This is a genomic window from Ureibacillus sinduriensis BLB-1 = JCM 15800 (genome assembly GCF_000772955.1).
GTDB classification, from domain to species: Bacteria; Bacillota; Bacilli; order Bacillales_A; family Planococcaceae; genus Ureibacillus; species Ureibacillus sinduriensis.
In genome coordinates, this window is the sequence record NZ_JPVO01000052.1 from 181,782 (window position 1) to 206,270 (window position 24,489).

19 protein-coding genes are annotated in these 24,489 nt (G+C 42.8%); 2 read left to right on the forward strand and 17 right to left on the reverse strand.

Annotated features, from left to right (window positions below; genetic code table 11):
• Positions 1-110 precede the first annotated feature (110 nt).
• Positions 111-1,253 (forward strand): response regulator, encoded by a 1,143-nt coding sequence (locus CD33_RS12490; RefSeq protein WP_036201225.1) that lies wholly within the window; start codon positions 111-113, stop codon positions 1,251-1,253.
• Between the two features lie 193 nt (positions 1,254-1,446).
• On the opposite strand, the gene CD33_RS12495 is transcribed toward CD33_RS12490, so the two are convergent.
• The 17 genes from CD33_RS12495 to CD33_RS12575 all read right to left on the reverse strand — a co-directional run bounded on the left by CD33_RS12495 (position 1,447) and on the right by CD33_RS12575 (position 23,516).
• Positions 1,447-2,280: an ABC transporter ATP-binding protein gene (locus CD33_RS12495; protein ID WP_036201226.1), complete on the reverse strand. Its 834-nt coding sequence runs from the start codon at positions 2,278-2,280 to the stop codon at positions 1,447-1,449.
• Positions 2,280-3,311, reverse strand: coding sequence for a FecCD family ABC transporter permease (locus CD33_RS12500; RefSeq protein WP_036201290.1), 1,032 nt, complete (start codon positions 3,309-3,311; stop codon positions 2,280-2,282). The genes CD33_RS12495 and CD33_RS12500 overlap by 1 nt, the downstream gene beginning before the upstream one ends.
• Positions 3,311-4,345 carry a FecCD family ABC transporter permease gene (locus tag CD33_RS12505; protein WP_052130203.1) on the reverse strand — a complete coding sequence of 345 codons (1,035 nt, stop codon included), beginning with the start codon at positions 4,343-4,345 and terminating at the stop codon, positions 3,311-3,313. Before CD33_RS12505 ends, CD33_RS12500 begins: the two co-directional genes overlap by 1 nt.
• A 1-nt stretch (position 4,346) precedes the next feature.
• Entirely contained in the window at positions 4,347-5,420 is a 1,074-nt protein-coding gene (locus CD33_RS12510; protein WP_036201228.1) for an iron-siderophore ABC transporter substrate-binding protein, read from the reverse strand.
• Positions 5,421-5,776: 356 nt separating this feature from the next.
• Positions 5,777-7,171: a glucuronate isomerase gene (gene uxaC / locus CD33_RS12515; protein ID WP_036201229.1), complete on the reverse strand. Its 1,395-nt coding sequence runs from the start codon at positions 7,169-7,171 to the stop codon at positions 5,777-5,779.
• A gap of 167 nt (positions 7,172-7,338) precedes the next feature.
• Positions 7,339-8,436, reverse strand: coding sequence for an ABC transporter ATP-binding protein (gene msmX / locus CD33_RS12520; RefSeq protein ID WP_036201231.1), 1,098 nt, complete (start codon positions 8,434-8,436; stop codon positions 7,339-7,341).
• Positions 8,437-8,619: 183 nt separating this feature from the next.
• Positions 8,620-10,104 carry a UxaA family hydrolase gene (locus CD33_RS12525; RefSeq protein WP_036201232.1) on the reverse strand — a complete coding sequence of 495 codons (1,485 nt, stop codon included), beginning with the start codon at positions 10,102-10,104 and terminating at the stop codon, positions 8,620-8,622.
• Positions 10,082-11,584 carry a tagaturonate reductase gene (locus tag CD33_RS12530; RefSeq protein ID WP_052130205.1) on the reverse strand — a complete coding sequence of 501 codons (1,503 nt, stop codon included), beginning with the start codon at positions 11,582-11,584 and terminating at the stop codon, positions 10,082-10,084. Before CD33_RS12530 ends, CD33_RS12525 begins: the two co-directional genes overlap by 23 nt.
• Positions 11,585-11,603: 19 nt before the next feature.
• Positions 11,604-12,446 carry a sugar phosphate isomerase/epimerase family protein gene (locus CD33_RS12535; protein ID WP_036201233.1) on the reverse strand — a complete coding sequence of 281 codons (843 nt, stop codon included), beginning with the start codon at positions 12,444-12,446 and terminating at the stop codon, positions 11,604-11,606.
• Between the two features lie 295 nt (positions 12,447-12,741).
• Entirely contained in the window at positions 12,742-14,295 is a 1,554-nt protein-coding gene (locus tag CD33_RS12540) for a response regulator (RefSeq protein WP_235863257.1), read from the reverse strand.
• Entirely contained in the window at positions 14,296-16,086 is a 1,791-nt protein-coding gene (locus CD33_RS12545; RefSeq protein ID WP_235863260.1) for a sensor histidine kinase, read from the reverse strand.
• Positions 16,087-16,245: 159 nt separating this feature from the next.
• On the reverse strand, positions 16,246-17,352 hold the full coding sequence (locus CD33_RS12550; protein WP_036201234.1) for a glycoside hydrolase family 88/105 protein: 1,107 nt from the start codon (positions 17,350-17,352) through the stop codon (positions 16,246-16,248).
• A 79-nt stretch (positions 17,353-17,431) separates the two neighbouring features.
• The gene (locus CD33_RS12555; protein WP_036201235.1) at positions 17,432-18,793 is read right to left on the reverse strand and encodes an ABC transporter substrate-binding protein; all 1,362 of its coding nucleotides are present in this window, start codon (positions 18,791-18,793) and stop codon (positions 17,432-17,434) included.
• 21 nt (positions 18,794-18,814) lie between these two features.
• On the reverse strand, positions 18,815-19,651 hold the full coding sequence (locus CD33_RS12560) for a carbohydrate ABC transporter permease (protein WP_036201236.1): 837 nt from the start codon (positions 19,649-19,651) through the stop codon (positions 18,815-18,817).
• 7 nt (positions 19,652-19,658) lie between these two features.
• A complete protein-coding gene (locus CD33_RS12565) occupies positions 19,659-20,600 on the reverse strand; it encodes a carbohydrate ABC transporter permease (RefSeq protein ID WP_036201237.1) in 942 nt (313 codons plus the stop codon).
• Positions 20,601-20,787: 187 nt separating this feature from the next.
• Positions 20,788-22,122 carry an ABC transporter substrate-binding protein gene (locus CD33_RS12570; protein WP_036201238.1) on the reverse strand — a complete coding sequence of 445 codons (1,335 nt, stop codon included), beginning with the start codon at positions 22,120-22,122 and terminating at the stop codon, positions 20,788-20,790.
• Positions 22,123-22,154: 32 nt separating this feature from the next.
• Positions 22,155-23,516: a glycoside hydrolase family 28 protein gene (locus CD33_RS12575; protein ID WP_036201239.1), complete on the reverse strand. Its 1,362-nt coding sequence runs from the start codon at positions 23,514-23,516 to the stop codon at positions 22,155-22,157.
• Between the two features lie 358 nt (positions 23,517-23,874).
• Here CD33_RS12575 and CD33_RS12580 point away from each other — a divergent pair, with 358 nt between their 5' ends.
• The gene (locus CD33_RS12580) at positions 23,875-24,486 is read left to right on the forward strand and encodes a biotin transporter BioY (RefSeq protein ID WP_036201240.1); all 612 of its coding nucleotides are present in this window, start codon (positions 23,875-23,877) and stop codon (positions 24,484-24,486) included.
• The last annotated feature ends 3 nt before the right edge of the window (positions 24,487-24,489 follow it).

Genomic DNA, 24,489 nt, shown 5'->3' on the forward strand with positions numbered 1-24,489 from the left:
TTATTAATAGCGACTATTTTTATATAATAAGATATATTTTCCATTATATATAATTCCATACAGTTTAGTAATATTATCATAAAAAAATGTGTTCCATAAGGAGTAAAGTAATGACTCGAGTAGTTCTCGTTGATGATGAGGCGTTAGCTCTTATTTCGTTAGAGAAAATATTAGAAGACTTTCCCGGGGTAATCGTATTAGGTAAATACAACAACTACGAAGAACTCCTTGCATTTGTGGAGAAGGAAACAATAGATGTAGTATTTCTCGATATTGAAATAGGGACAAGCAACGGATTGGATATTGCGAAGGATATTTTATCGATCCAGCCTTCTATACAAATTGTATTCGTTACGGCCCACTCAGAATATGCGGTGCAAGCCTTTGAATTGAATTCAGTCGATTACTTGCTGAAACCTATCTCATCCAAACGACTAGCAAAGACCATCTCACGGATAAACGAAAAAATAGGGCACCGCAATATGGATATCAGTGAAGCCAGAAGTACACCTCTTGTAATACAGTGCCTCCATGAGTTTCAAGTATTCAGGAATCATCAGCCTATTCCTTTTAAGACGGCAAAAGTGAAAGAACTTTTCGCCTATCTTTTTACGAATATAAACACTTACATTCACCGGGATATATTGATTGAACATTTATGGCCTGAGCAAGAATATAAAAAAGCGAAGATTAATTTGCATACATGTATTTCGCATCTAAGAAAACTTTTTAGCGAATTAGGATACAAAGATTGTATTACCTTTTCGAACCAAAGTTATTCCCTGATTCTGAAAGAATACGAGTGTGATGCTTTAACCATTTATGAGGTGGCTTCAAATCTCGATACAGTGGATCACACAAATATCCAATTATTAGAAAAAACGATTCGTCTATATTCGGGCGATTATTGCGAGCTTAATGGATATAAATGGGCAGCCGAAAAGACATCGGAGCTTCATATGATCATGTCCTTCTTATTGAGAAAAACGATAGAGTATTTGCAAACGGTGGATCCTGTAAAGGCACTCGGCTATTCCCAACTATATATGAAGCTGAACCCTTATTCGGATGAAATCGTCAACAGGATGATGAATCTGCTTATCTCCATGGGGAATCAATCAGAAGCAATCAAAGTCTTTCAGGATTATCAACATCTTCTAAACGATGATTTAGGAATAGAACCGAATCATCAACTTAGTGAAATTTATCAATCTTTGTTAACAACAACAAAAACAAAAGACGTTCCGGTTTAAATGACTGGAACGTCTTTTCAACTTACTATGTACACTTTATCGAAGGTTTAAAGAACTATCCGTAAACCATATGTAGACAAAGGCGCAGTCTGCTTTGTCTACACTCCGATACTTTTTGTAATGCATGGTTCTAATAATTTTGAGTTCCTCTTTACTGGCAGGTTCCCATCAGTAGGCTCCATCCCCCATACAATTAGACGATTACGGGATTCTCGGAAATACTGATGGATTTATTATGATGTCTTCCAATCGGTACAACAGACGGAGAATCCGAAACCGGGTCTTCAATCACTTTGCAATTGAGATTGAAGATGTCTTTGATCAATGAACTTGTAATCACTTCCGACGGCGTCCCTTCAGCTACTAGCTTGCCTTTATTTAGGGCAAAAATATGGTCTGCATAGCGTGCGGACAAGTTGATATCATGAAGAACCATCACAATCGTTGTTCCATATTTTCGATTTAAATCCGTCAGCATATCCAGGATTTCCACTTGATACGTAATATCCAAATAGGTTGTAGGCTCGTCAAGGAAAAGAATGTCTGTTTGTTGGGCAAGGGCCATGGCAATCCAAACACGCTGTCTTTGTCCACCGGAGAGCTCATCAATATTGCGATCGGCAAATTCCGTAATGTTCATGATGTCCATTGCTTCGGCAACGGCTTCATAGTCTTTCTTTGACCAGCCTTTCATAAAGGTATGGTGCGGGAATCTGCCCCTTCCGACTAAATCTGCCACCGTAATTCCCTCGGGGACGATTGGTGATTGTGGCAGTAGTCCTAAAACCCTCGCCAAATGTTTAGGTGGGATTTTATGGATTGGTTTTCCATCCAAACTGATTTGCCCGGAAGTCGGTTTGATCAAACGCGCCATCGTTTTGAGCAGCGTCGATTTACCGCATCCATTGGCACCGATAATAATGCTGATTTTGTTGCTCGGAATCGCAATGCTGATATCGTGCAAGATGGTTTTTTTATCGTACCCGGCAGTTATGCTTTCGGCTTGAAACGTATGTGTTGGTTTCATTATAAATCTCCCTTTCGATTGATCCGAATTAATAAGTAAATCAAGTAAGGTGCACCAAGGATACCAGTGATGACGCCGACAGGATATCTAGCAACAAAGGCAAATTGACCGATAAGGTCCGATGCCAGCACTAAACTAATTCCGACCAGACCTGCTGGGAGGATATTTGAATACCCGACGCCGACCAATCTTTTTGCGATGGGCCCGGAAAGGAAGGCCACAAATGCAATCGGTCCAGTCGTGGCAGTGGCCAACGCAATCATCAGCACGGAGCTGACAATGAGGATAAGCCTTGTCTTATTCGTATCGACCCCGAGCGAGGTAGCCGCTTGTTCCCCCAACTCCAGCATTTCCAATCGTTTCCCAAAGAAAAGTAGGATGGGCGTGAATATTAAAACAATGACGACAAGTGGGAGAAGTGTTTCCATCTTCGCCCCGTTCAAGCTGCCGCTCAGCCATCTCATGGCAGCCGGCAGGTCGTTTTCTTGACCAATCAATAATAAATAATTAATAACAGCCGTCAGCATCGCCTGTATACCGATGCCGATCAAAATCAATCTTCCTATGGAGAAGGAAGATCCTTTCGACAACCCATAAATGACGAGGACTGTCGCAAGTCCACCAATGACGGATGCAATCGATATAACGGTAGTGCCTGCCTGCAGCACAATGATGCAAAATACAGCTGCTGCACTGGAACCTGCCGTAATCCCGATGACATTGGGGTTCGCTAGTGGGTTTCTCAGCATCGTCTGGAAGATGTATCCTCCAGCACCGAAAGCAAAACCGGCAAATACACCTGCAAGCATTCTCGGCAAGCGGATCGTACCGACTGCAAAAGATGCACCCTTTACTTCTTCCCCCATAAGAACACGAAATACATCAGCCACGGGATAGATGGTGTTCCCCAACATGAGCATGCTGCAACAAAGTGCCAATGAAATCAAAGCTAACACTGAGGTCACTATGATAAACCGACGTTGTCTTTTTTGCCTAGAATCCATAATGGAAAGTATAGTATCATTTATCATCATAATGCACGCATTTTCGCTTTCATTGTAATTAAAATCAAAATAGGCGCTCCGACAAAGGCCGTCACAATCCCGACCTCCAGTTCACCCGGACTGCCGAGAAGCCTTCCAAGCACATCGGATACGGTCAAAATTATCGCACCTGTAAGAGCGGACATCGGGATAATGTAACGCAAATCGGGTCCGATCAGCAGGCGGATGACGTGCGTCGCCAACAGGCCGATAAAGCCGATGGGTCCTGCCAATGCTGTCGCAGCACCGCATAAAAGGACAGCACCAAGAGCCGCAACAAGCCGGATCGTGCCTGTTCGCACACCCAATCCCTTCGCCACCTCATCACCCAATGCAAGGGCGTTCAACCCTGGGCCAGTAAAAACGGCAATGAGCAATCCTATAATTAAGAATGGAACAAATGTTGCAATTGAATCCCAATTGCCCGAGCCGACGCTGCCCACCTGCCAAAACCTGAATTGATCCATCACATTGGATCGTGGAATCATGACAGCCACTACCAATGATGAAAGAATGGCACTCGTAGCAGCACCAGCTAAAACAAGCTTAAGTGGCGTAGCACCACCGCTGCCCATGGAACCAATCCCGAATACAAAAATCGAGGTAAGTATCGCCCCAGCTATCGCCAGCCAAATGTATTCGTTGGCCGAACTAATATTGAAAAAGGCAATCCCGCAAACGACAAATAAGGAGGCACCTGTATTGACCCCCAGAATACTTGGGTCAGCAATCGGGTTTCGAGTCACCGATTGCATCAACGCGCCGGAAACCCCCAATGCCGCACCGCACATCAGACAAAATATAGTTCGAACAATTCTTTGACGAACAACATTGGCCTCATGGGTTAAAACCTCAGGATGGAATAAACCATCCATGAGATCCGCCCAACCAACTATCCGGGAACCAAATGCAAGCGATGCTAGAATACACACACCAAGTAACAATATTAAGGGTATGAGAACTCTCAAAAAATTACGAGGAAGTTGCAATTGTTTTTTTTCTGAAACGGATAAATTGTTCATGTTATTTTAGCTTTTTCGCAACATCTGAAATTAGAGTTAAGTAATCGTCAATTGTATATTCAATTGATAATGAACTTGGCGTACCAGCCGCAGCAAGTGGCGTGTTGTCTTCAATCACTACAACCGCACCATTTTTAATGGCAGGCACAGTTCCTAGAATCGGGTCTGCTTGAAGTGCCTTCAATGTATTTTCATCACCGTATGTTACAAAAATTTCGGCATCGCTAAGTGCATCTGCATTTTCAGCACTTAGTTCGATATAGAAGCTTTCTGCATCGCCAGTTTGTTCTTTAAGGCTTTCTGGATACTCCATGCCTAGCTCTTCAAGGAATTCACCACGTGGATCCTCTGGTGTATAAATATAAAACTTGGATAAATCCGCCGCATTGAACATTCCAAAAGCAGCTTTTTTCCCTTTGATTTCAGGGTGCTCGTTCGCTTTATCCTGGATTAACTTTTCTGTGTCGGCAATCAGTTGCTGCCCTTCTTTTTCCATGCCCATTGCCATTGAGTTATAAGTAATTTGGTCTCGCCAAGTAGCTACCCAAGGCGTCTCCTGATAAGCGACTACTGGAGCAATCTGACTTAACGTATCATAATCTTCTTGTGTAATTCCAGAGTATGTAGCAAGAATGACATCCGGATTTGAATCGGCAATCGCTTCAAAATCCAATCCGTCCGTATCTTGGTAAACGTTTGGATTTTCTTCCCCAAGTTCTTTTAATTTTTCTGCAGTCCAAGGAAGGATCCCAGTCTCATCTTGAACACCATAGTTCGCTGCTGAGAACCCAACTGGCACAACACCAAGAGCCAAGGCAACATCATGGTTTGACCAAGCAATTGTCGCAACACGTTCAGGCTTTTCTTCAATGACTGCTTCACCGAGAGCATGTTTAATCACAATTGGGTATTCTGTTGCTGATTCATCAGCCTCAGTCGTTGTATCGGTTGTCTCCGATCCTGTTGATGCACTATCTTCCGAGCCTGTTTCCTTGTCGGAACAAGCCGCAAGTGCAAGCGAAAGAATCGAGATTAATAACAAGGTTAAAAATGAAAAATGTCTTTTTGACTTCATTTTGTAATTTCACTCCTAAGTTTTCAATTGATAATGATTATCATCTTCATTGATACTATATCGCCTAAAGGTATAAGTTGTCAATATATTATTTTAATTTCCGGATAAGTAGAATAGAAGGTTAAATTTTGGAATTACGTACTTATTATATAGATGCAACATTTCAACATATTTAGGGCGTTTTCTGTTGTTGGATTAAGTGAAAGGCCAAATAAAAAAGATATTGCCCAAGGGGGTGCTCTTGGGCAATATCCTGGAACTTTCTTTCGTACAATTTGCAAACAAAAATTTATGCCATGAATCTGATCAAGTCAATATTGAAAATCCAATGCCCCATTTCATTACTTTGGACATTGTTAAAAGTAAAAGTACTGTTTTGCGTTATAGTAGCAAATATCTTCAACCATTTTCCCTAGCAGGTCATAATCCTCTGGGGCTTCTCCGTCCACAACCCATTGACCGATAACATCGCACAGCAAGCGGCGGAAATATTCATGCCGTGTATAAGACAGGAAGCTTCTGGAGTCTGTCAGCATCCCTAAGAAACGACTGATCAATCCGATGCTTGCCAATGCCTTCATCTGGTCGAGCATACCTTCTTTTTGATCATTGAACCACCAAGCTGTACCGAATTGGATCTTTCCAGGCACTCGTTCCTGGAAACTGCCCACAATGCTCGCAATGACATAATAATCTTTCGGATTCAATGAGTAGATGATTGTTTTTGGCAATGCATTTTCCAATGCCATTCCATCCAACAGCTTTGTCAACGGCTCGGCAATTTGGCCATCGCCGATGCTGTCATAACCTGTATCTGGACCGAGTGAGTTAAACATTTTTGTGTTGTTGTTGCGATGGGCCGAAATATGGTATTGCATCGCCCAATCATGCGCCGCATATTGCTGGCCCAAAAAATGAAGTAAATGAGTCTTGTATTGGGCCTCTTCTTTCTCGGTTACTTCACCTGCTGCCAACGCTTTGCGCAAAATTACGTCCACTTCCTGCTCGGTAGCCGGTTCATAATAGATTTTATCCAGGGCATGGTCCGACACTTTGCAGCCAACTTCCGCAAAAAAGGAAATGCGCTCGATAAGGGCGGTTTTTAAATCGGCCAAGCTTGTAATGTCCACTTTCGAAACTTCAGCGAGCTCGGCAACCCAACCTTTGAAGGTAGGACGGTTAATCTCCAATGCTTTGTCCGGTCTGAAACTTGGAAGCACTTTTACATCAAATGTTTCATCCTGTTTTAACTGCAAATGGTACTCAAGGGAATCAACCGGATCATCCGTTGTACATATGACCTCGACGTTCGATTGCTTGATCAATGTACGAACGGATTTTTCTTTCAACTGTCCGTTTACATTTTGCCAAACGGCAGATGCCGTATCGCTATTCAATAGTGCTTCTTCATTAAAAAACCTGCGCAATTCCAAATGTGTCCAATGATAAAGGGGATTTCCCAATGTTGCAGGTACGGTTTGCGCCCATTTTTCAAATTTTTCATAAGGTGCTGCATCGCCTGTAATATACTCTTCCTCTACTCCATTTGCGCGCATGGCACGCCATTTATAATGATCGCCGCTTAGCCATACTTCCGTCAGATTTTCAAATACCGTATCCTCAAATATTTGCTGAGGATTCAAATGGCAATGGTAATCAATAATCGGCAAATCTTTTGCGTAATCATTATAAAGTCTTTCGGCCACTGAGCTATTCAATAAAAATCGATCATCCAAAAATGCTTTGGTCATCCGTCTCTCTCCCCATCTTCCAAGATTGCCGTGCTTGTTCAATTTACCCTTCGTTGTTGCTGCTCCTTTAGAGTCGACATTGTGACTCATTATAAAAGTACAAAAGGAATAGCCACTATAATCGAATGATAGCGGCTATCTAAAAGGCGTTTCCTCCTTGCTTTCTATTATCGAATTCTTATTTCACTATCTTTGTTGAAGAAATGCGCTTTATTCATATTGAAAGCCAATTCGATGCTTTGCCCCGGTTCGATATTGTGGCGCACATCCACTGTCGCAACGACATTTTGCTCTTCTATTTTCGAGTAGATCATCACTTCCGAACCTGTCAACTCGGCTACCTCCACGTCAAATTGGAAAGTTGTCCCTTTCGTTGTATCGATTTGGGCTTGCTCAATAAAGAAGTCTTCCGGCCTGATGCCCAAAACAACCTCTTTATCCACATAGCCCTGTGTTCGCAATACAGCCATTTTTTCCTCCGGGATATCAAGCTTCAAGTTTCCGATTTCAAAACTTCCCTCCTTGACCACCCCATTGAAGAAGTTCATGGAAGGGGAACCAATAAAACCGGCCACAAAAATATTTTCCGGGTTATCATAAATAAACTTCGGCGCCCCCACTTGCTGGATGACCCCATCTTTCATTACAACAATGCGGCTCGCCATCGTCATCGCTTCCGTTTGGTCATGTGTAACATAGATCGTGGTAGTTTCAAGACGTCGGTGAAGCTTCACGATTTCTGCACGCATCTGCACGCGAAGCTTGGCATCAAGATTCGATAACGGTTCATCCATCAAGAACACTTTGGCATCACGGACAATCGCACGGCCCAGTGCAACACGTTGCCTTTGCCCACCTGAAAGCGCCTTTGGTTTACGGTTCAAATATTCTTCTAGCCCCAAAATCTTCGCCGCTTCCTTTACCCGACGGTCGATTTCCGTCTTTGGAATTTTGCGCAGCTTCAAGCCGAACGCAATATTGTCATATACCGTCATGTGCGGATATAATGCATAGTTCTGGAATACCATGGCAATATCGCGATCTTTCGGCGCCACTTCATTGACACGTTGTTCATCAATAAAGAAGTCCCCTTTTGAAATATCCTCAAGCCCTGCGATCATACGAAGCGTCGTCGATTTGCCACAGCCAGACGGGCCAACAAAAACGATAAATTCTTTATCTTGGATGTGAAGATTAAAATCACTTACTGCCGTTACTTTGTTATCGTAAATTTTATAAATATTATCCAATTTTAATTCTGCCATTACGCATGCCCCCTCATGAAAGAGATAGTTATTTAAATGAGATATCGCCTCTATAGTTTCTCTTTCTTCCATTCTAATAGAAAACGCTTTCAGTGAGAATTTAAAATTTTTAGATAATTGTTTAATATTTTTCTATCTTTACAAAAGAAAAGCTCTTCCCCCAAGAGGGATGAGCTTTATTTTTTATAACGTAACACCTGTTTTGAAGATCGCCAATTCCCTGAAGTCATTTTTTTCATTATTCAACCACTCACCACTGGCAACGCGGATAATGTAGTCGATAAATTCCCGAAGGACCACTTCCGCATCTTTTTCCAAAAGAACGCCTGCATTAAAGTCAATCCAGTGTGGTTTCGCTTCATAGATCGGTGTATTGGACGAAATTTTCATTGTCGGAACAAATGAACCGAATGGCGTGCCCCTGCCTGTTGTAAAGAGTACGAGCTGGCACCCTGCTGCTGCCAAGGCGGAAGATGCGACTAAATCATTGCCGGGAGCACTCAATAAATTGAGCCCCTTTCGCTTCAATCGCTCCCCGTATTTCAACACGTCGACTACAGTGGACGTTCCGGCCTTTTGCGTACAACCCAATGATTTATCTTCCAATGTCGTAATCCCTCCAGCCTTGTTGCCTGGGGAAGGATTTTCATAGATTGGTTGATTATTTTGGATAAAATATTCTTTAAAGTCATTGATCATATCGACCGTTTTTTCAAATACCTCTTCGTTCTCGGAGCGCGCCATCAAAATTCTCTCAGCGCCGAACATTTCAGGAACCTCTGTCAAAACCGTCGTCCCGCCCTGTGCCACTAAAAAGTCCGAGAATCTGCCCAATAACGGATTGGCGGTAATGCCCGAAAACCCGTCGGACCCGCCGCATTTCAGCCCAATTTTCAGCTCTGCCAACGGTACGTCTTCCCGGTGATCATCTTTTGCTGCTTCGTGTATTTCTTTTAACAGGACAACACCTGCTTCAATCTCATCCGACACTTCTTGTGAAGATAAAAACTTCACGCGTGATGCATCATAGTCACCCAATGCATTCTTAAACTCTTGCAATGTATTGTTCTCGCAGCCAAGCCCCAGCACAAGCACGCCGCCAGCGTTAGGATGATGAACGGCATCAAGAAGGATTTGTCTCGTGTTTTCATGATCGTCCCCCAATTGGGAGCAACCGTAGTTATGCTTCAACACGAGAATATTATCAAAAGGTGCTATGCTTACCATTTCCCGTTCAAACCGCTTGATCATTTTCTCGGCAATTCCGTTCACACATCCTACTGTCGGTACAATCCAAAGCTCGTTGCGAATGCCGACGTCCCCGTTCCCTCTTCTGAACCCTTTGAAAGTCAAACCTTCATTTTGGAAAGGGTTTACATTCAGACTTTGATTAAATTCATAAGATTGAATGCCGTCCAAGTTTGTTTTTGTATTGTGTGTGTGGATATGTTCACCGACAGTAATTGCATTTACAGCATAACCGATCGGGTAGCCGTATTTGATAACATGCTCATTCGGTGCGATACTCTTAAGTGCGATTTTATGCCCTCTATCAATATCTTCTTTTACGTCGATTTGTTGTCCCTTGAAATTCAAAACATAGCCGGCCGGTAAATCTTTTAATGCGACTACGACATTATCATTTTCATTTAGTTGAATGACATCCATTCTGAGCAACCTCCCCGAAATCGCTATCCGCATTGAACATGGATTCGATAGCGACCTGCATCCCGTTAGTTTCAATTTCATAAAGTGCATCACTTACTGCTTCGGTCAAACCTGGTACTTCATTTAAATCCTGCGCCCATTCTTCATGACGCAACACATTTCCTACAAGCTGCCGGACACTTGAAAACGTCCCGTCATATCGTTCCCAATTCTCATGGAAGAGCTGTAAAACCGCTTCATCATCTGCTAACGGAATGTCCTCTTCCCCTCTTTTGCCTTTATAGAATGAAATCAAGGCGGCCAGTGCAAATACAATCCTCTTCGGCAATGCCTTGTTTCGCCCGTAATATTCCAATAAAGTTGGCAAATTTCTCGTTTTGAATTTTGATAGCGAATTCAATGAAATACTCATCAAATAATGCTGAATAAACGGATTTCTGAATCGGTCCATTACATCCATCGCGAAATTATGCAGTGCCTCTTTAGGAAAATCGAGGACAGGAACAATTTCCTCGAAAACCAATTGCTTAATATAAGCGCCGACCCGCTCATGCTCCACTGCTTCTGCCACTGTATCCAGACCATATAGATAGGCGACAGGCGTCATGGCCGTATGTGCACCATTTAAAATGCGTACTTTCTGCGTGCGGTACGGTGTCAAATCATCGACAATCAGCGTGTTCATGCCCGCCAATTGCGCCGGAAATTCATCGTGAAGCCACTGCGGCCCTTCAATGACCCATAAATGATACTGCTCGGCCATGACAATGTAGTCATCCACATACCCTAGCTCTTCTGTAATTTCATCTATTGAATCGACAGGATATCCTGGTACAATTCGGTCGACCATCGTATTGCAAAACGTGTTTGCTTCCTCGATCCACCTTTTAAAGCCGTCCTCCAATTGCCAAGCAGCGGCGTACCGTAAAATGTATTCTTTTAATAGCTCCCCGTTCTTTTCAATCAACTCGCAAGGCAGGACGATGACTCCTTTGCTGTTGTCCCCTTTGAACGCTTTGAAACGTTCATATAAAAAAGCAGTCAGCTTGGCGGGAAAACACTTTTGCGGCCGGTCTTCCAGCTTATCGGCTGCATCGAATACAATCCCGGCTTCGGTCGTATTGGAAATGACAAAACGCAAATCCGGACTTTGGGCGAGCTTCAAATATTCATCATAGTGATTAAATAAATCGATCCCTCTTGAAATGGAGCTGATCACTTGGTGCTCCTTTAAAGCTTTCCCGTCCTTCATCCCTTGCAGGTATAGCGTATAAAGTCCATCCTGCTTATTCAGTTTTTCGGTTTTTCCTTGCCCACGCGGTTGCACTACCACTACACTGCCGTTAAAATCGGCTTTTTGGTTCATCTCTTCAATTTGCCAATCCGCAAAGGCCCTTAAAAAATTCCCTTCCCCAAACTGCAAAACTTTTTCGGGATACTGTGAAATATCTTGCAATAACTTTCTTGACAGTCTCTCCATCCTATTGGCCCCCTTCCCCTTATGCTAGTTCATATTTCTCCTGTAAAAAGGCGATACTATTTGTGATATGCGGCTCTTTCGTACTTTCCATTAGTATATTTATATAAGGTTTTCTCTTTTTAAGTTGCCGGAATACGGCATCATAGTTTAATAGGCCGCTTCCAACCGGAACCATCACGATCTGGCCATCTTCCACGACAAAATCTTTGGCATGAAGCACGACAATCCGGTCCCCGAAAAGACTCATCGCCTCGTCGATGACCTTCTCTTGTTCAGTGAAATTTTCCGGGCTTATGAAATTTGCCGGATCATAAATAACCTGCAGATGATTCGACGAAATATCATCAAGCAGCCTTTTCATTCGTTGAGGTGTGTGGATGGGATGATTGATTCCGCCTTCGATTCCGACGATCACGCCGAACTTCTCGGCTTCTGCCACAAGCTCCCTTACACTTTCCACGACTTCTTCGTAGGGCGCTTCGCCAAAATTATCCTCGGTATAGCCCAATTCCGGTATAACGCTCCCTGTTTCCGTTCCTACGATGCTGCAGCCTAAATCGCGGGCGTACCGAAGATGTTCTTTAAATTTTTCCAATTGTTTCGTTCGCTCGTTTTTATCAGGATGGATCATATTAATATAACAACCAAGAACAGCAATTTTTATATTGTGCTGTGCAAATGACTGCTTTAAATGATGCGCCAACCCCGGTGTCAATGCCCCAGGTTCCGGATATAGTTCCGGGAAGGACTTTGCAATCGCCAGTTGGACCGAAGAAAGACCTTTTTCGGCAATTGCTTTCGGTAATTGCTGCAAAGACATTTTTTCCATATCATGTGCCCGTATGCCTATATTCGCTTTCATAAACGTCCCTCCGTATATCTAGTAAAAGCCGTATCAGTCCAGTTTGATACGGCTTTATTTGGAATATGATCATAGTATATTTTTTGATAATTCTTACATATTGATTATATTAAACTATGTAAGGGGTTACAATTTCACCTCGGCAGATCCTTAAAATATCAAACGCTTTCCTTAAATTTTTATACTATTGGTAAAAGCATACCGAAATAATAAGGTTTGTAACTGTCTTCCCAAAAACCCACCACTTTCCAATCCAAAGAAAAATGGGGGCTATTCACCCCCATCATCCGTCAGCTTATTTGAATTTTTTCTTGTATTCGGCCGGTGTATAACTCGTATACTTTTTAAAGCAAATACTAAAATATTGTGGATTGCTGTAGCCTACCTTTTCGGCAACTTCATAGTTTTTCAAATTTTCTTGGCGCAGCAATTCCATCGCTTTCTTCATACGCAATTCCAATAAATAATCCCCGAAATTAAAGCCCTTCTCCAACTTGAACAAGTTGCTCAAGTAAGGCGTGCTTACATGTATGAGCTTGGCGACTTTTTGCAACGTCAAATTGCTGTCGGCATAATTTTCTTTTATATATTGAATGGCCAAATCGACATGGCTTTTATAATCATTTTCTTCTTTTTGGTAGATAAGCTCGGACCACTGTTGAATGAGCCGCTTAATGATATCCATCATTTCGGCCAAAGTATCGATCTCCATTACCTCTTTGAAAGCCTCGGTGGAGTTGAAACTTTTCAACTCTTCCTTGTTCCATTTTTCAATCTCGAAAAATAGCATTGTCATATACTTGAGCGTGAATACTTTCAAGTCCGCCAAGGAAACATTTTTATTTTCCACTACCCATTCAATGATTAAATCCAATGTCTCCAACACTTTCCCTGGCACACCTTGCTTTATTTGACTGGCTAATTTACTTTCTAGTTCCTGGAATATACCATCGGACTTTTTACCTTTCGGGACCGTATCTTCTATTGAAAACAGCTTGCCGGTCCCCATAATATGTCTCATATCCATCGCCATTCTCGCTTCAACATAGGAATGGCCGATTTCAAACAAATTTAGGTACGTTCTCCCCATCGTCATCGTCACGCTCTCATTGCTTGAAAGTTCATCGAATAAAACTTGGGCAAATTGTTTTTTCTGTACATCCCCTTCATCAAAAGATAACAGGATGGCATATTCGTTATCCGCAGCACTCAATACCTCGCATTTTTCTTCATAAAAGAATAGCGACGCCATCTGCATCAGTTTTTCCTTAAATGTAAAAGAATGTGCTTCACTGACATACGTATAATTAATCAATATCAATGAATAAAATGCCCCTTCAAGTTGCACTCCGAGATTTGCCAGTTCCTTTTCGATGTCCAATTGATCCTGTCCATTCTCCACTTTCCGGAAGAACTTCTGCTGTAAAATGGGCAATGAATTATCGATTTTTTTTTGTTTGTCGACGCCCTGTTCCCACTCAGTCACGGCATCTTTCGCTTTTTGCAGCAACGCCGAAGCGTCGACCGGTTTCAATAAATAGTCATACGCTTTTAGCTGAATGGCTTGTTGCGCATATTTAAAATCTTCGTAACCCGTCAAGAAAATAAAGCGGGTATCCGGTGTTTTATCTTTCAGCTGCTTCACCATATCGAGACCGTTCAAAAAAGGCATATTGATATCCGATATGACAACTTGCGGTTGTTCCCTTTCGATTAGCTCCAAAGCAATTTCCCCGTCACTTGCTTCGCCAGCAATCATGAAGCCGTTTTCCTCCCATGGAATGGCTTGGCATATCCCCCTGCGAATGATTTTATCATCTTCCACGACAATCACTTTATACATCCTCATTCAACCCCCCTGTTGTTTTGGAATGGTGATACTAATGGTAGTGCCTTCCCCTTTTTCGCTGACAAATATCAGCCCGTACTCCTTCCCGAACTGGATTTTGATCCGTTCATTGACACTTTTCAGCCCGATGCCAATGACCTGGTTTTTTTCCTGGTACGGCGATGCCAATTCATCCAAAATGACTTGCATTCTTTCTTCATTGACTCCGTTGCCGTTATCGGAAACATCCAATCGAATCGTTTCATCGATGGCATATCCCTTGATCGTGATCACCCCTTGACCACGTTTTTGCTTCACCCCATGATAAATCGCGTTTTCAATTAACGGCTGCAATGATAACTTCACGATAGGATAGGAAAGAATTTCAGGATTCACATCGATTGTGTAGGAGAAGTCATCACCATACCTCATTTCTTGAATAAACAAGTAATTCCGTATATGCTCGATCTCTTCTTGTATTGTAATAACATCACTGCCCTTACTGATGCCGATACGGAAAAAGTTGGATAGCGCCGTGATCATCTGGCTCGCATCTTTTGTCAGCCCCATATCACATAACCCTTTTATCGAATAAAGGGTGTTATAAAGAAAGTGCGGATTGATTTGTGATTGCATGATGGCAAATTCCAAGCGACGCTTTTCCTCTTGCTCCAGACGAATCTGATCCATCAAATGATGAATCCGATCCATCAAATCCGTAAATCCATTATGAAGCACCTTCATTTCTTCCGGGCCGGACATCTCTTCTTCCAGGATGAGATAATTTTCATCCACTCGAGCCATCTGCCTAGCCAATTTTTCAAATGGCTTCGACATCAATTTAATGACCAGGTTTGTCAATACCACAACCAATACGATCATGATCACCATCAGTGCAATCGTGAAATGCTTGATATAGTTTACCTTGCTCAGCAATTCCTCTTCGGGAACGATTGCGGCGATTTTCCAATTATTCGTTTTGATTGTGTCATAGACAACAATCATTTTTTTATTGTTTTCATTTTCAAACGCAAACTGCCCTTGTTCTTTTTCCGAATTTTGCAGTTTTGATAGAGTATCTTTATTCAGCTTGTATCGACTGTCCAACACTTTCGATTCAAAAATGCCATCGGAGCTGATCAAGGTTAAATACCCATTCTCGCCGATCAAGGAACGACTCAGGATGCCTTCGAAGAAATCTTCCCGCAAGTTGAATAACACAATCCCCTGGGCTGACGTATTATCAAATGTCAATAACTTATAGGTGGATAATACATTGCTGTCCCCTTTAAAAATCGTATCTTCATGGATATTTCGCCAGTAAAAGTTCTCGCTCCCTTCCTCAAAGTTCCTGAAATAATCCTCATATTGGATAGCGGGATTGCTATTGTACTCACTATTGTGAAGAGAAAAATCGCCTTCATTCAAATCAATGAGCACCGATTCCAAAATCGAGTTGTAGCGCGAGTAAATAAGTTGCAAATTTTTATGTAAGGGTATGTAATCCTCCGGCGTAATTTCATCCTGTTCCTTTGCCAATAACCCCATAAGCCTGGAGTCGTAAGAAAGCGAAACAAGCTGCGAGAAAACATCCGATAACGTATAATCTAAGTAATTTTTTGTTTGAAAGATCGTATCCGTAATATTTTTGTATGCGTTTTCTTCTATTTGTGCAGTTGCAAGCCTTGATGCGACCAAACCCGTTATAAAGATGCAGATGATGACAATCGGTAAATAGAGCGTATTAATTGTCGATTTAAAGGAATTGAGAACATATTTCCGAATAAAATGTTTTACGATACTTTTTGTCAACACAAACCTCCCACAGAATTTTAAATATTCACTCTAATTACACAATAACTGATTCTAGCATTCTGGTAAATAGATTTTCAAATAAGTCCTGGCTTTCAACAAAAAATCGAATAAAATCCCCCTATTTTCCGAAGGATTTTATTCGAACTTTTTGCCTGCCTATTTTTTCAGATCATGTAGTGCCATGCTCGCCAAGATGAAGGCACCCATACCGTGAAGGTCGTTTTCCGATGTCGGCCTGCCTACATAGTAATCATAAACACCGGCGGAAGTGCCGATACAAATTCCTTTAAGTGTGAATGATTCCTCGTTGTCCTCCACCATGTGCTCCAACAACCCTTCATATGCCTTATCAACTGCCGCATAATTGGATTCATCTGCAAGGCCATGTTTCAATGCCTTTGCAATCGTATACAAGAACAAGGAGGAGCAAGAAGATTCCAACCAATTATCCTGCCGATCGCCCTTATCCACGATTTGATACCACAATCCTGTCTGCTCATCTTGGTAAGAGACAAGAGCCGGAATCAATTGTTTCAATGCTTGAATAATGTCTTCCTGTCCGCGTTTTTTATCGCCAAGCGCTTCCAAAATATCAATTAGTGCCGTGCCGTACCAGCCGACGGAACGTCCCCAGAACTCCGGTGAGCAGCCTGTTTTTGGATTTGCCCATGGCTGAATTTTTTTCTCATCCCACGCATGGAACAGAAGGCCCGTTTCCTCATCCTTCATATGTTGACGCATCAGCTGTTCCTGGCGCAATACAACCTGTTCCAAATCGGTTTCCTGGAAATGCTCCCCGTACATCAACATGAATGGTCCGGCCATGAATAAGCCATCCAGCCACATTTGGTATGGATATTTATCCTTGTGCCAAAAACCGCCCTCTGTCGTTCGATTGATCGTCAGCAGTAAATGACGCAGTTTTTTTGCAGCGATCATATACTTCGAATCCTTCGTTGCTTCGTATAGTGGGAACAACAGGATCCCCGCCTGTACAGAATCAAGTTCATCACGCGCAAAGTAAAGATTTCCCTCTTCATCAATCAAGCTATCAATATAGCCTTTCATATATTGGAAGTATTCTTCTTTACCCGTTGCTTCCCACACTCTCAGCATGCCGTATAAAAATACGCCTTGATGATAGTGGAACGAGTTGGCTGGCGGCAGCTGTTCCGGCGTATATGTGTCCATAATGGCTTGACAGGCCTTTTCCGCCATTTCCAATGGGGTATTGACCCCAATGCTTTTCGATGTATTTGTCATATCTTCCATACTCCTTTACAAATCATTTTCTTGCATGGTGATGAGGGGTGTCCGAGCTATTCGGACACTCCCCCACATGTTACTTACCGAAATGCTCGGAGTACTGCTTTTGCGAGTCTTCAATTGCTTTTGCCCATTCATCCAAGAATTCCTGTGCAGTCGATTCCCCACTCATAACTGCTTGCGTACCAGAATCCACAAGGTTATCTAAAATGGAACGATAATCCGGCAAGTAGAATGGAGGCTTGTATAAAATTGTGTTTGGATCATCATATACAGCAAATGCCGTTTGGATATGCGGTGAATTTTGGATCCAATCTTCCTTGATTACATCCGCATTTGTAGGAATCTGACCTACTTGCTCATTCCAGTAACTTTGACTTTCAGCAGAGTTGATGAACTCTACAAATTTCCATGCAGCGTCAGGATTTTCGGTAGATTTGAAAATTGATAGGCCGATTGTATTTCCACCTTCAGCTACGTATTTGCCGTCTTCCGTTTTTGGCAATGGAATTGCTTGGAACTGGTTTTCTTCCAATGCTTTCTTATGTTCGCCGTAAGAACCGATATTATGCTGCACCATCGCTACAACACCTGTATCAAAACCTGCGATCATTTCTTTGTATCCATTTGTGATATCGCTTTTCGGTGTATATGTTTCATATAATGAAAGATACTTTTCTACAAATTCCACATTTTTTGGATCGTTGAGCGTAGATTTTCCATCTTCCGTTACATACTCTTCAAAACCGTTGTATGCAAACATTAAACGTTGCAACTGGAACGAACCACCTGCACCACCGCGGATTGTATATCCGTAGCGATTGTTTGCTTTATCCGTCATTTTTTCAACAGCCGTGAAAAACTCATCCCAAGTTTCCGGTATCTTTACGCCAGCTTCCTCAAACCAGTCCGGACGCACCCAAAGGACGTCCAAGTTTTGCGTATAAGGAATTCCGTAAAGCGCATTCCCTTGTACGATTTCTTTATTGAAATCAAGTGCACCTTGATTGATCAAGCCATTAAGCTCTGAATTCTCATAATAGTCATCCAATGGCAATAATGCTTCACGAATGGAGAACTCCGGCAGCCAGCTTGTCTGCACCGACCCAACATCCGGCATATCATCCGCGGCAATTGCCGCATCCAGCTTGGATTTAGCCGAATCTTTCGGCAACCCTACATACTCGACATCAATTTTTGGGTTTTCTTCTTCAAATCGTTTAATCAACTCTTCCCAAATCGGTGTTCGTTGTGGCCCCGCATTTTCATCCCAAAACGTGATAGTAGCCGCTTCATCCGAACCGGAGCTTGATGTGCCGGCTGAAGATTTTGAGCTTGTTTCTTCTTCACCGTTGCATCCCGCCAAAACCATGCCTGCTGCCAGTGTCCCCAATACAACCGACTGCCTCCACTTAATTCCCCATTTCTTTCCAAACATAAAACTTCCCCCTTTTTCTAATTATCCTTTTACTGCTCCACCCATCCCATTGACCAAGTGCTTTTGTGCATAGGCAAATAATATGACCGCCGGTACTAAAGCGATAATGCTGCCTGCAGCCAACGCACCGTAATTGACGTTGAACTCGCCCATCATTGTGCTGAGTCCCACCGGAAGAGTAAATTTGCTCTGCTGGTTTGTCAGCATCAATGCGATTAAGAATTCATTCCATGTATAAATGAACGTAAATACCGCCGTTGCCACGATACCTGGCAATAGGAGCGGGAAGACCACAAAGCGGAGTGACTGTAATTTCGTGCACCCGTCAATCAGTGCGGCTTCTTCCAACTCTTTCGGTACATTTTTGATGAAGCCACTCATTAAGATTGTTGTAAACGGAATTTCAATCGCTGTATACGTTATGATCAGTGCCAATGGATTGCTGATCAACCCCAGGTTCTTGAAGATGACGAATAACGGAATGATCATCATCGACCTTGGAATGAACTGAGTACAAAGCAGCATCAACAAGAATGCTCTTTTCCCCTTGAATTCAAACCTTGCCAAAGCGTAGCCTGATAGAGTCGAGCAAATCAATACGACCACTACCGTGGAAATCCCTACAATCAAACTATTTTTCATGAAGACCGCAAATCCGACGTTGTTCCAGGCCATTGCAAAATTTTCAACGGTAGGATTGATCGGTAAATATTGCAAAGGTCTTTGCACAATGTCCCCTTCGGGCTTAAATGCCGTATTCAATGTCCAGTACACCGGAAAAATGGTGAAGCTCAACATCATCGTCAACGGCAGATAGAATGTCAATAATCTATCAACCTTTTTATTTTTCGAGAACATTCAGAAATCACTCCTTTTCATAACGAGAAAGCCTCAAATAAAGAATCGCGAATACTAGTAAAATACCGAATGAAATGACCGTAAGCGCCGATCCATATCCGAAGTTGCTTCCGTGCACTGCCAACTCCGCAATGTACATCGTTAACGTTGTCGTCGAGTGGGCAGGTCCACCGCCTGTTAAGTTGAATAACAGATCCACGTTATTGAATTCCCAAACGACCCGTAATAATGTAGTTAAAATAATCGTATTTTTTAATTGCGGCAGTGTAACGTAGATGAATGTCTTCCATCTGTTGGCACCATCCACCCTGGCTGCCTCATACAATTCATTTGGAATGCTCTGCAAACCGGCAAGCAATGTGATGGCAAAGAATGGAATCCCCCTCCACAGCTCGGCGATCACCACCGCACCAAATGCTGTACTTGTGTTCGCCAAAAATGCCATTGGCTCATTGATCAGTCCGATTTTCATCAATAAATCATTCAACACACCCATATGTTCATTGAACATAAGCGACCACATTACAGAAGCCAAAACACCTGAAATTGCCCAAGGAACGAAGGCGACAGCCCGGATCATCCCCCGGAATTTAAATGTTTGGTTCAGCAATAAAGCCAAAATCATCCCGAATACCAACTGCAAGCCAACTTCGGAAACCACCCATTTCAAACTATTTAACAAGCTTGGGAAAAACAATTTATCTTGTGTAAATATTTGAACAAAGTTCTCGAGTCCAGCAAACCTGTTATAGTATGGTGCCGAAATATCATAATGTTGAACACTATAGTAAAACACCATTGCTATCGGGTAAAAAAGGAAACCCATAATAAAAAGGAATGATGGCAGAATGAATAGATAAGGAATTAATTTCTTTTTCGTGAATCTTTTCTTCTGCACCGCCTTGTTAATTTTTAATGCAGGTTCGTTTACTTCTTGGGAATAACTCATCTCATTTCCTCCCTTCTGACTTTATTCTAAATGAAAACGGTTTCGTAAAATATTCAAAATTTTAAGATTTTTATTCTAAATTTTAAGATTATTAACCTCGCAAATGAGATTCGCTCGAAAAATAGCAAAATTGCTATTTTATCGCATAAAAAAATACCTTGGGCAGCAACTCCCAAAGTATTTCATCTTAATGTCTGTTCGTATGCACTTTATATTCTTCATAACGGCCGTACGTCTCTTCAATTACAGTCGACCATTCCTCCAAAAACTCTTCGACAGTCTTGTTCCCGCTCAACACTTCCTGGATGCCCGGTTCTACCAGTGTCGTGCGGATTGTAGTATAGTCGGTCAAATAAAATGGCGGCTCAAAAAATTTCGTTTCCGGGTCGGTATATACTTGCAGGGCCGTCTGAAGATGCGGCGCTTCCTTCGCCCATTGCTCCTCGAACACATCGGCGTGTGTCGGCATTTGGCCGACCTCCTTATTCCAATAGCTTTGTGCTTCCTGGGAGGCCAGAAAAGATAAAAACGTCCACGCTTCTTCAGGGTGCTCTGTTTGCTTAAAAATGCTGAAGTTCATCGTATTGCCATCCTCCACGACATAATGCCCGTCGATGGACTCCGGTAAAGGAATGACCATAAATTCATCCGGCGATAGAAACTTTGAATGTTGCCCAAAGGAGCCGATGTTATGTTGGATCATGCCGACATTATTGTTATCAAATTCCTCCAGCATGGAGGAGTAATCATTTGTAATGTCACTGATCGGCGTATAGTTTCGATATAGTGCAAAATATTTTTTCAAAAACTCGATATGAAGCGGATTGTCAATCGTGCTTTTGCCATCGATGAGATAATCCGAGATGCCCGAGTACGCATACATCATGCGCTGCAATTGGAATGACGAGCCCGCCCCACCACGAATACTGTAGCCATACCGATTTTTTTCTTTATCTGTCAATGCTTCAACAGTTTTAAAAAAATCATCCCACGTTTTCGGGCTTGACAGATTTGATTGCTCCAGCCAATCTTTCCTTACCCAGAGAACATCCAAATTTTGAGAATAGGGGATGCCATACAATCTGCCATCCTCTATCATGCTTCGATTGAAGGCGATCGTATCGGGATTAATTTTCTCCCTTTCGCCCCACTCGGTAAATTGGGTATCCAATGGCAGTAAGGCATCCCGGCTCGTGTACTCCGGCAGCCAGCTGGTATAGAGGCTTGCCACATCCGGTCCGTTGCCTATCGCTATCGCCGCGTCGAATTTCGATTTGGCTGAATCTTTCAAAAACCCTTCGTACTCGATGTTGATGTGCGGATATTTTTTTTCGAACTTTTCAATCAGATTCTCCCACACTGCCGTCCGATGCACTCCTGCATTGTCATACCAGAACGTCAAAGTCACCTGTTCATCTTGTTCTGGGGATTTCGGCGAGGAGTGCTTCTCGGAGGAACAGCCCATCAAAAACAATATAAGTATGACAAAATAGGAAAGGATTGCGCTCTTTCTATTTATCACTTTCTCCCCTCCTACCCATTTAACTATTTTTGTTAATTCGTGCTGATGACATTTTCAAAGACAGTGAGCACCGCTTCATGATTTAGAGGATCTTTGGAACGGCAAGAAAACAGCTCGATATTTTCGCCATTCTCCACATAAAATGCCGGTCCTTCATGATTGGCAACCGTGACATGGTGGAAGCGGACGTCACGAACATTGGAACAATAAAAGCCCCGCTGCTTCATCGGCTCGAGCTCCGCCATCATTGCCGGCAATGCCGCTTCCGCGTGTTCGGACATGGAGATATCGACATGATCGAATGTAATGTCTTCTACATACATTTCAGCCAATCCATATAAGAAACCTGCCGCCGCACTTACTTCGCGCGCTGTAATGTTGGAAAAATGAATCCGCCTGAAAATAGGGGTCGCCTCCGTGATCGGATGAGGATTTTTATCCGAGACAAAAGATTCTGTTCCCCGTGGGCCAAAATAATAATATAAATTTAGAATGAAAGGACAGATAACGCCCTTCATCACAATATTGTTTACGCGGATGTCTTCAATGACGCCACCGCGCCCCCTTCTTGATTTGAAGCGGATGCCTCTATCCGTCCCTTCGAATACGCAATTGGAAACCGTGACATTGCGGATGTCCCCGCTCATTTCGCTGCCGAGCACGATGCCGCCATGCCCGTGGATCATCGTGCAGTTCGCAATCGTAATATTTTCGCAGGCGACACGCTCTGCTGTATCCTCGGTTCCTGCCTTGATGGCGATGCAATCATCCCCGACATCAATGTAACTATCCGAAATCCGTACATTCCTGCTCGATTCCGGGTTAATGCCATCTGTATTCGGCGAATCAGCCGGATTGATGATCGTGATGCCATGAATGACGACATCTTCGCAGCAAACCGGATGCACCGTCCAGCTTGGCGAATTCAATAATTTAATGCCTGAAATTTGCACGTGGCGGCATTGATCGAAACTCACCAACTTCGGTCTCGGATAAGTCAGCTCGCCGCTACGGAAAGCATCCCACCAAAAGGCGCCATTGCCTCTCAACGTACCGAATCCCGTAAGAGCGATATTTTCCGCATCCTCCGCATAGATGCACGAGGCATGGACTTCTTGGCGCACCCCTTCCCATCGCGACTCGACGATCGGGTATTGCCTTTTATCATTTGTGAATGACAAAACAGCCCCTGCTTCCAAGTAGAGATGAATGTTGCTTTTCAATATGATGGCTCCCGTCACAAACTCGCCAGCTGGAACATAAACCGTCCCTCCGCCGGCCGAAAAGCAAGCATCGATCGCCTTTGCGATCATCTCCGTGTTTACTGTTTGTCCATCGCCTATTGCCCCAAAACTCGTAATATCATATGTACCTGCAATAAATCGTTGACTCATAACTGATCCCCCCCTATTTAATGCCTTTTCCCAATTCCCCTTTAACAAAAAACAAAAGATATAACCCATTATATAACAATGTGCCTTTTGGTTATCAACTATTAAAGTCGAAAAATTCGGTAGATTAATAAGCTCTATGGGAATGGCTAATTTATAAACGCTTAACACCGGATGAAATTTAGGCTTTGACTAAAGTGAAACTTACTTTTGTAGATTGCGGAGCAGCTTATCACTCTCAATTTTTCTAGCGCCTTTAATACCAATAAAATGGGAGATTGACAAAAAAATAGGATTAATATAAATTTGTGTTAACCCACTTAAAATTAAAGTTAACACAAAAGAAGGAGGAATTAGACTAGTGAGCACTGTACAAAAGACACTCTCCAAAACAAACGTGGTGGATTTAGTGTATTGTGGGATGTTTGCCACCCTGATGATGATTGGAGCCAATATTACATCATTTGCCCCATTTTTCGTCGTTGGTGGAGTGCCGATTACATTACAAACATTTTTTGCTGTGCTGGCAGGGCTTGTGCTGGGCAGCAGGAATGGTGCCATCGCCTGTACTGTCTACATGCTGATCGGCTTGGCGGGGGCACCCGTTTTCGCAAAATTCAGTGGCGGCTTCGATAGTATTCTATCACCGACTTTCGGTTTTATTGTAACCTTCATCCTTGCCGCCTATTTGACAGGGAAAATCGTGGAGACATTCCAAACGTTAAAGCACTACATTATCGCCGCGCTTTTATCAATGTTCGTTATTTATACAGCGGGAACGAACTGGATGTATCTATCGTACAAATTTTGGGCGGATGCACCACCCGAACTTTCCTATCAGCTTATCTGGGGCTGGATGCTCGTACCGCTCCCAAAAGATATCATTTTAGCAATTTTTGCAGCCTTTCTGGCATTCCGGCTTCAAAAGATTTTAAAAATTTTACCGATCAAAACAACCAAATTGGAGGATTGACTT

Coding starts and splice junctions, on each gene's coding strand:
- CD33_RS12490 (WP_036201225.1), top strand. CDS start 111: ATGACTCGAGTAGTTCTCGTTGATGATGAGGCGTTAGCTCTTATTTCG.
- CD33_RS12495 (WP_036201226.1), bottom strand. CDS start 2,280: ATGAAACCAACACATACGTTTCAAGCCGAAAGCATAACTGCCGGGTAC.
- CD33_RS12500 (WP_036201290.1), bottom strand. CDS start 3,311: ATGATAAATGATACTATACTTTCCATTATGGATTCTAGGCAAAAAAGA.
- CD33_RS12505 (WP_052130203.1), bottom strand. CDS start 4,345: ATGAACAATTTATCCGTTTCAGAAAAAAAACAATTGCAACTTCCTCGT.
- CD33_RS12510 (WP_036201228.1), bottom strand. CDS start 5,420: ATGAAGTCAAAAAGACATTTTTCATTTTTAACCTTGTTATTAATCTCG.
- uxaC (WP_036201229.1), bottom strand. CDS start 7,171: ATGACCAAAGCATTTTTGGATGATCGATTTTTATTGAATAGCTCAGTG.
- msmX (WP_036201231.1), bottom strand. CDS start 8,436: ATGGCAGAATTAAAATTGGATAATATTTATAAAATTTACGATAACAAA.
- CD33_RS12525 (WP_036201232.1), bottom strand. CDS start 10,104: ATGGATGTCATTCAACTAAATGAAAATGATAATGTCGTAGTCGCATTA.
- CD33_RS12530 (WP_052130205.1), bottom strand. CDS start 11,584: ATGGAGAGACTGTCAAGAAAGTTATTGCAAGATATTTCACAGTATCCC.
- CD33_RS12535 (WP_036201233.1), bottom strand. CDS start 12,446: ATGAAAGCGAATATAGGCATACGGGCACATGATATGGAAAAAATGTCT.
- CD33_RS12540 (WP_235863257.1), bottom strand. CDS start 14,295: ATGAGGATGTATAAAGTGATTGTCGTGGAAGATGATAAAATCATTCGC.
- CD33_RS12550 (WP_036201234.1), bottom strand. CDS start 17,352: ATGACAAATACATCGAAAAGCATTGGGGTCAATACCCCATTGGAAATG.
- CD33_RS12555 (WP_036201235.1), bottom strand. CDS start 18,793: ATGTTTGGAAAGAAATGGGGAATTAAGTGGAGGCAGTCGGTTGTATTG.
- CD33_RS12560 (WP_036201236.1), bottom strand. CDS start 19,651: ATGTTCTCGAAAAATAAAAAGGTTGATAGATTATTGACATTCTATCTG.
- CD33_RS12565 (WP_036201237.1), bottom strand. CDS start 20,600: ATGAGTTATTCCCAAGAAGTAAACGAACCTGCATTAAAAATTAACAAG.
- CD33_RS12575 (WP_036201239.1), bottom strand. CDS start 23,516: ATGAGTCAACGATTTATTGCAGGTACATATGATATTACGAGTTTTGGG.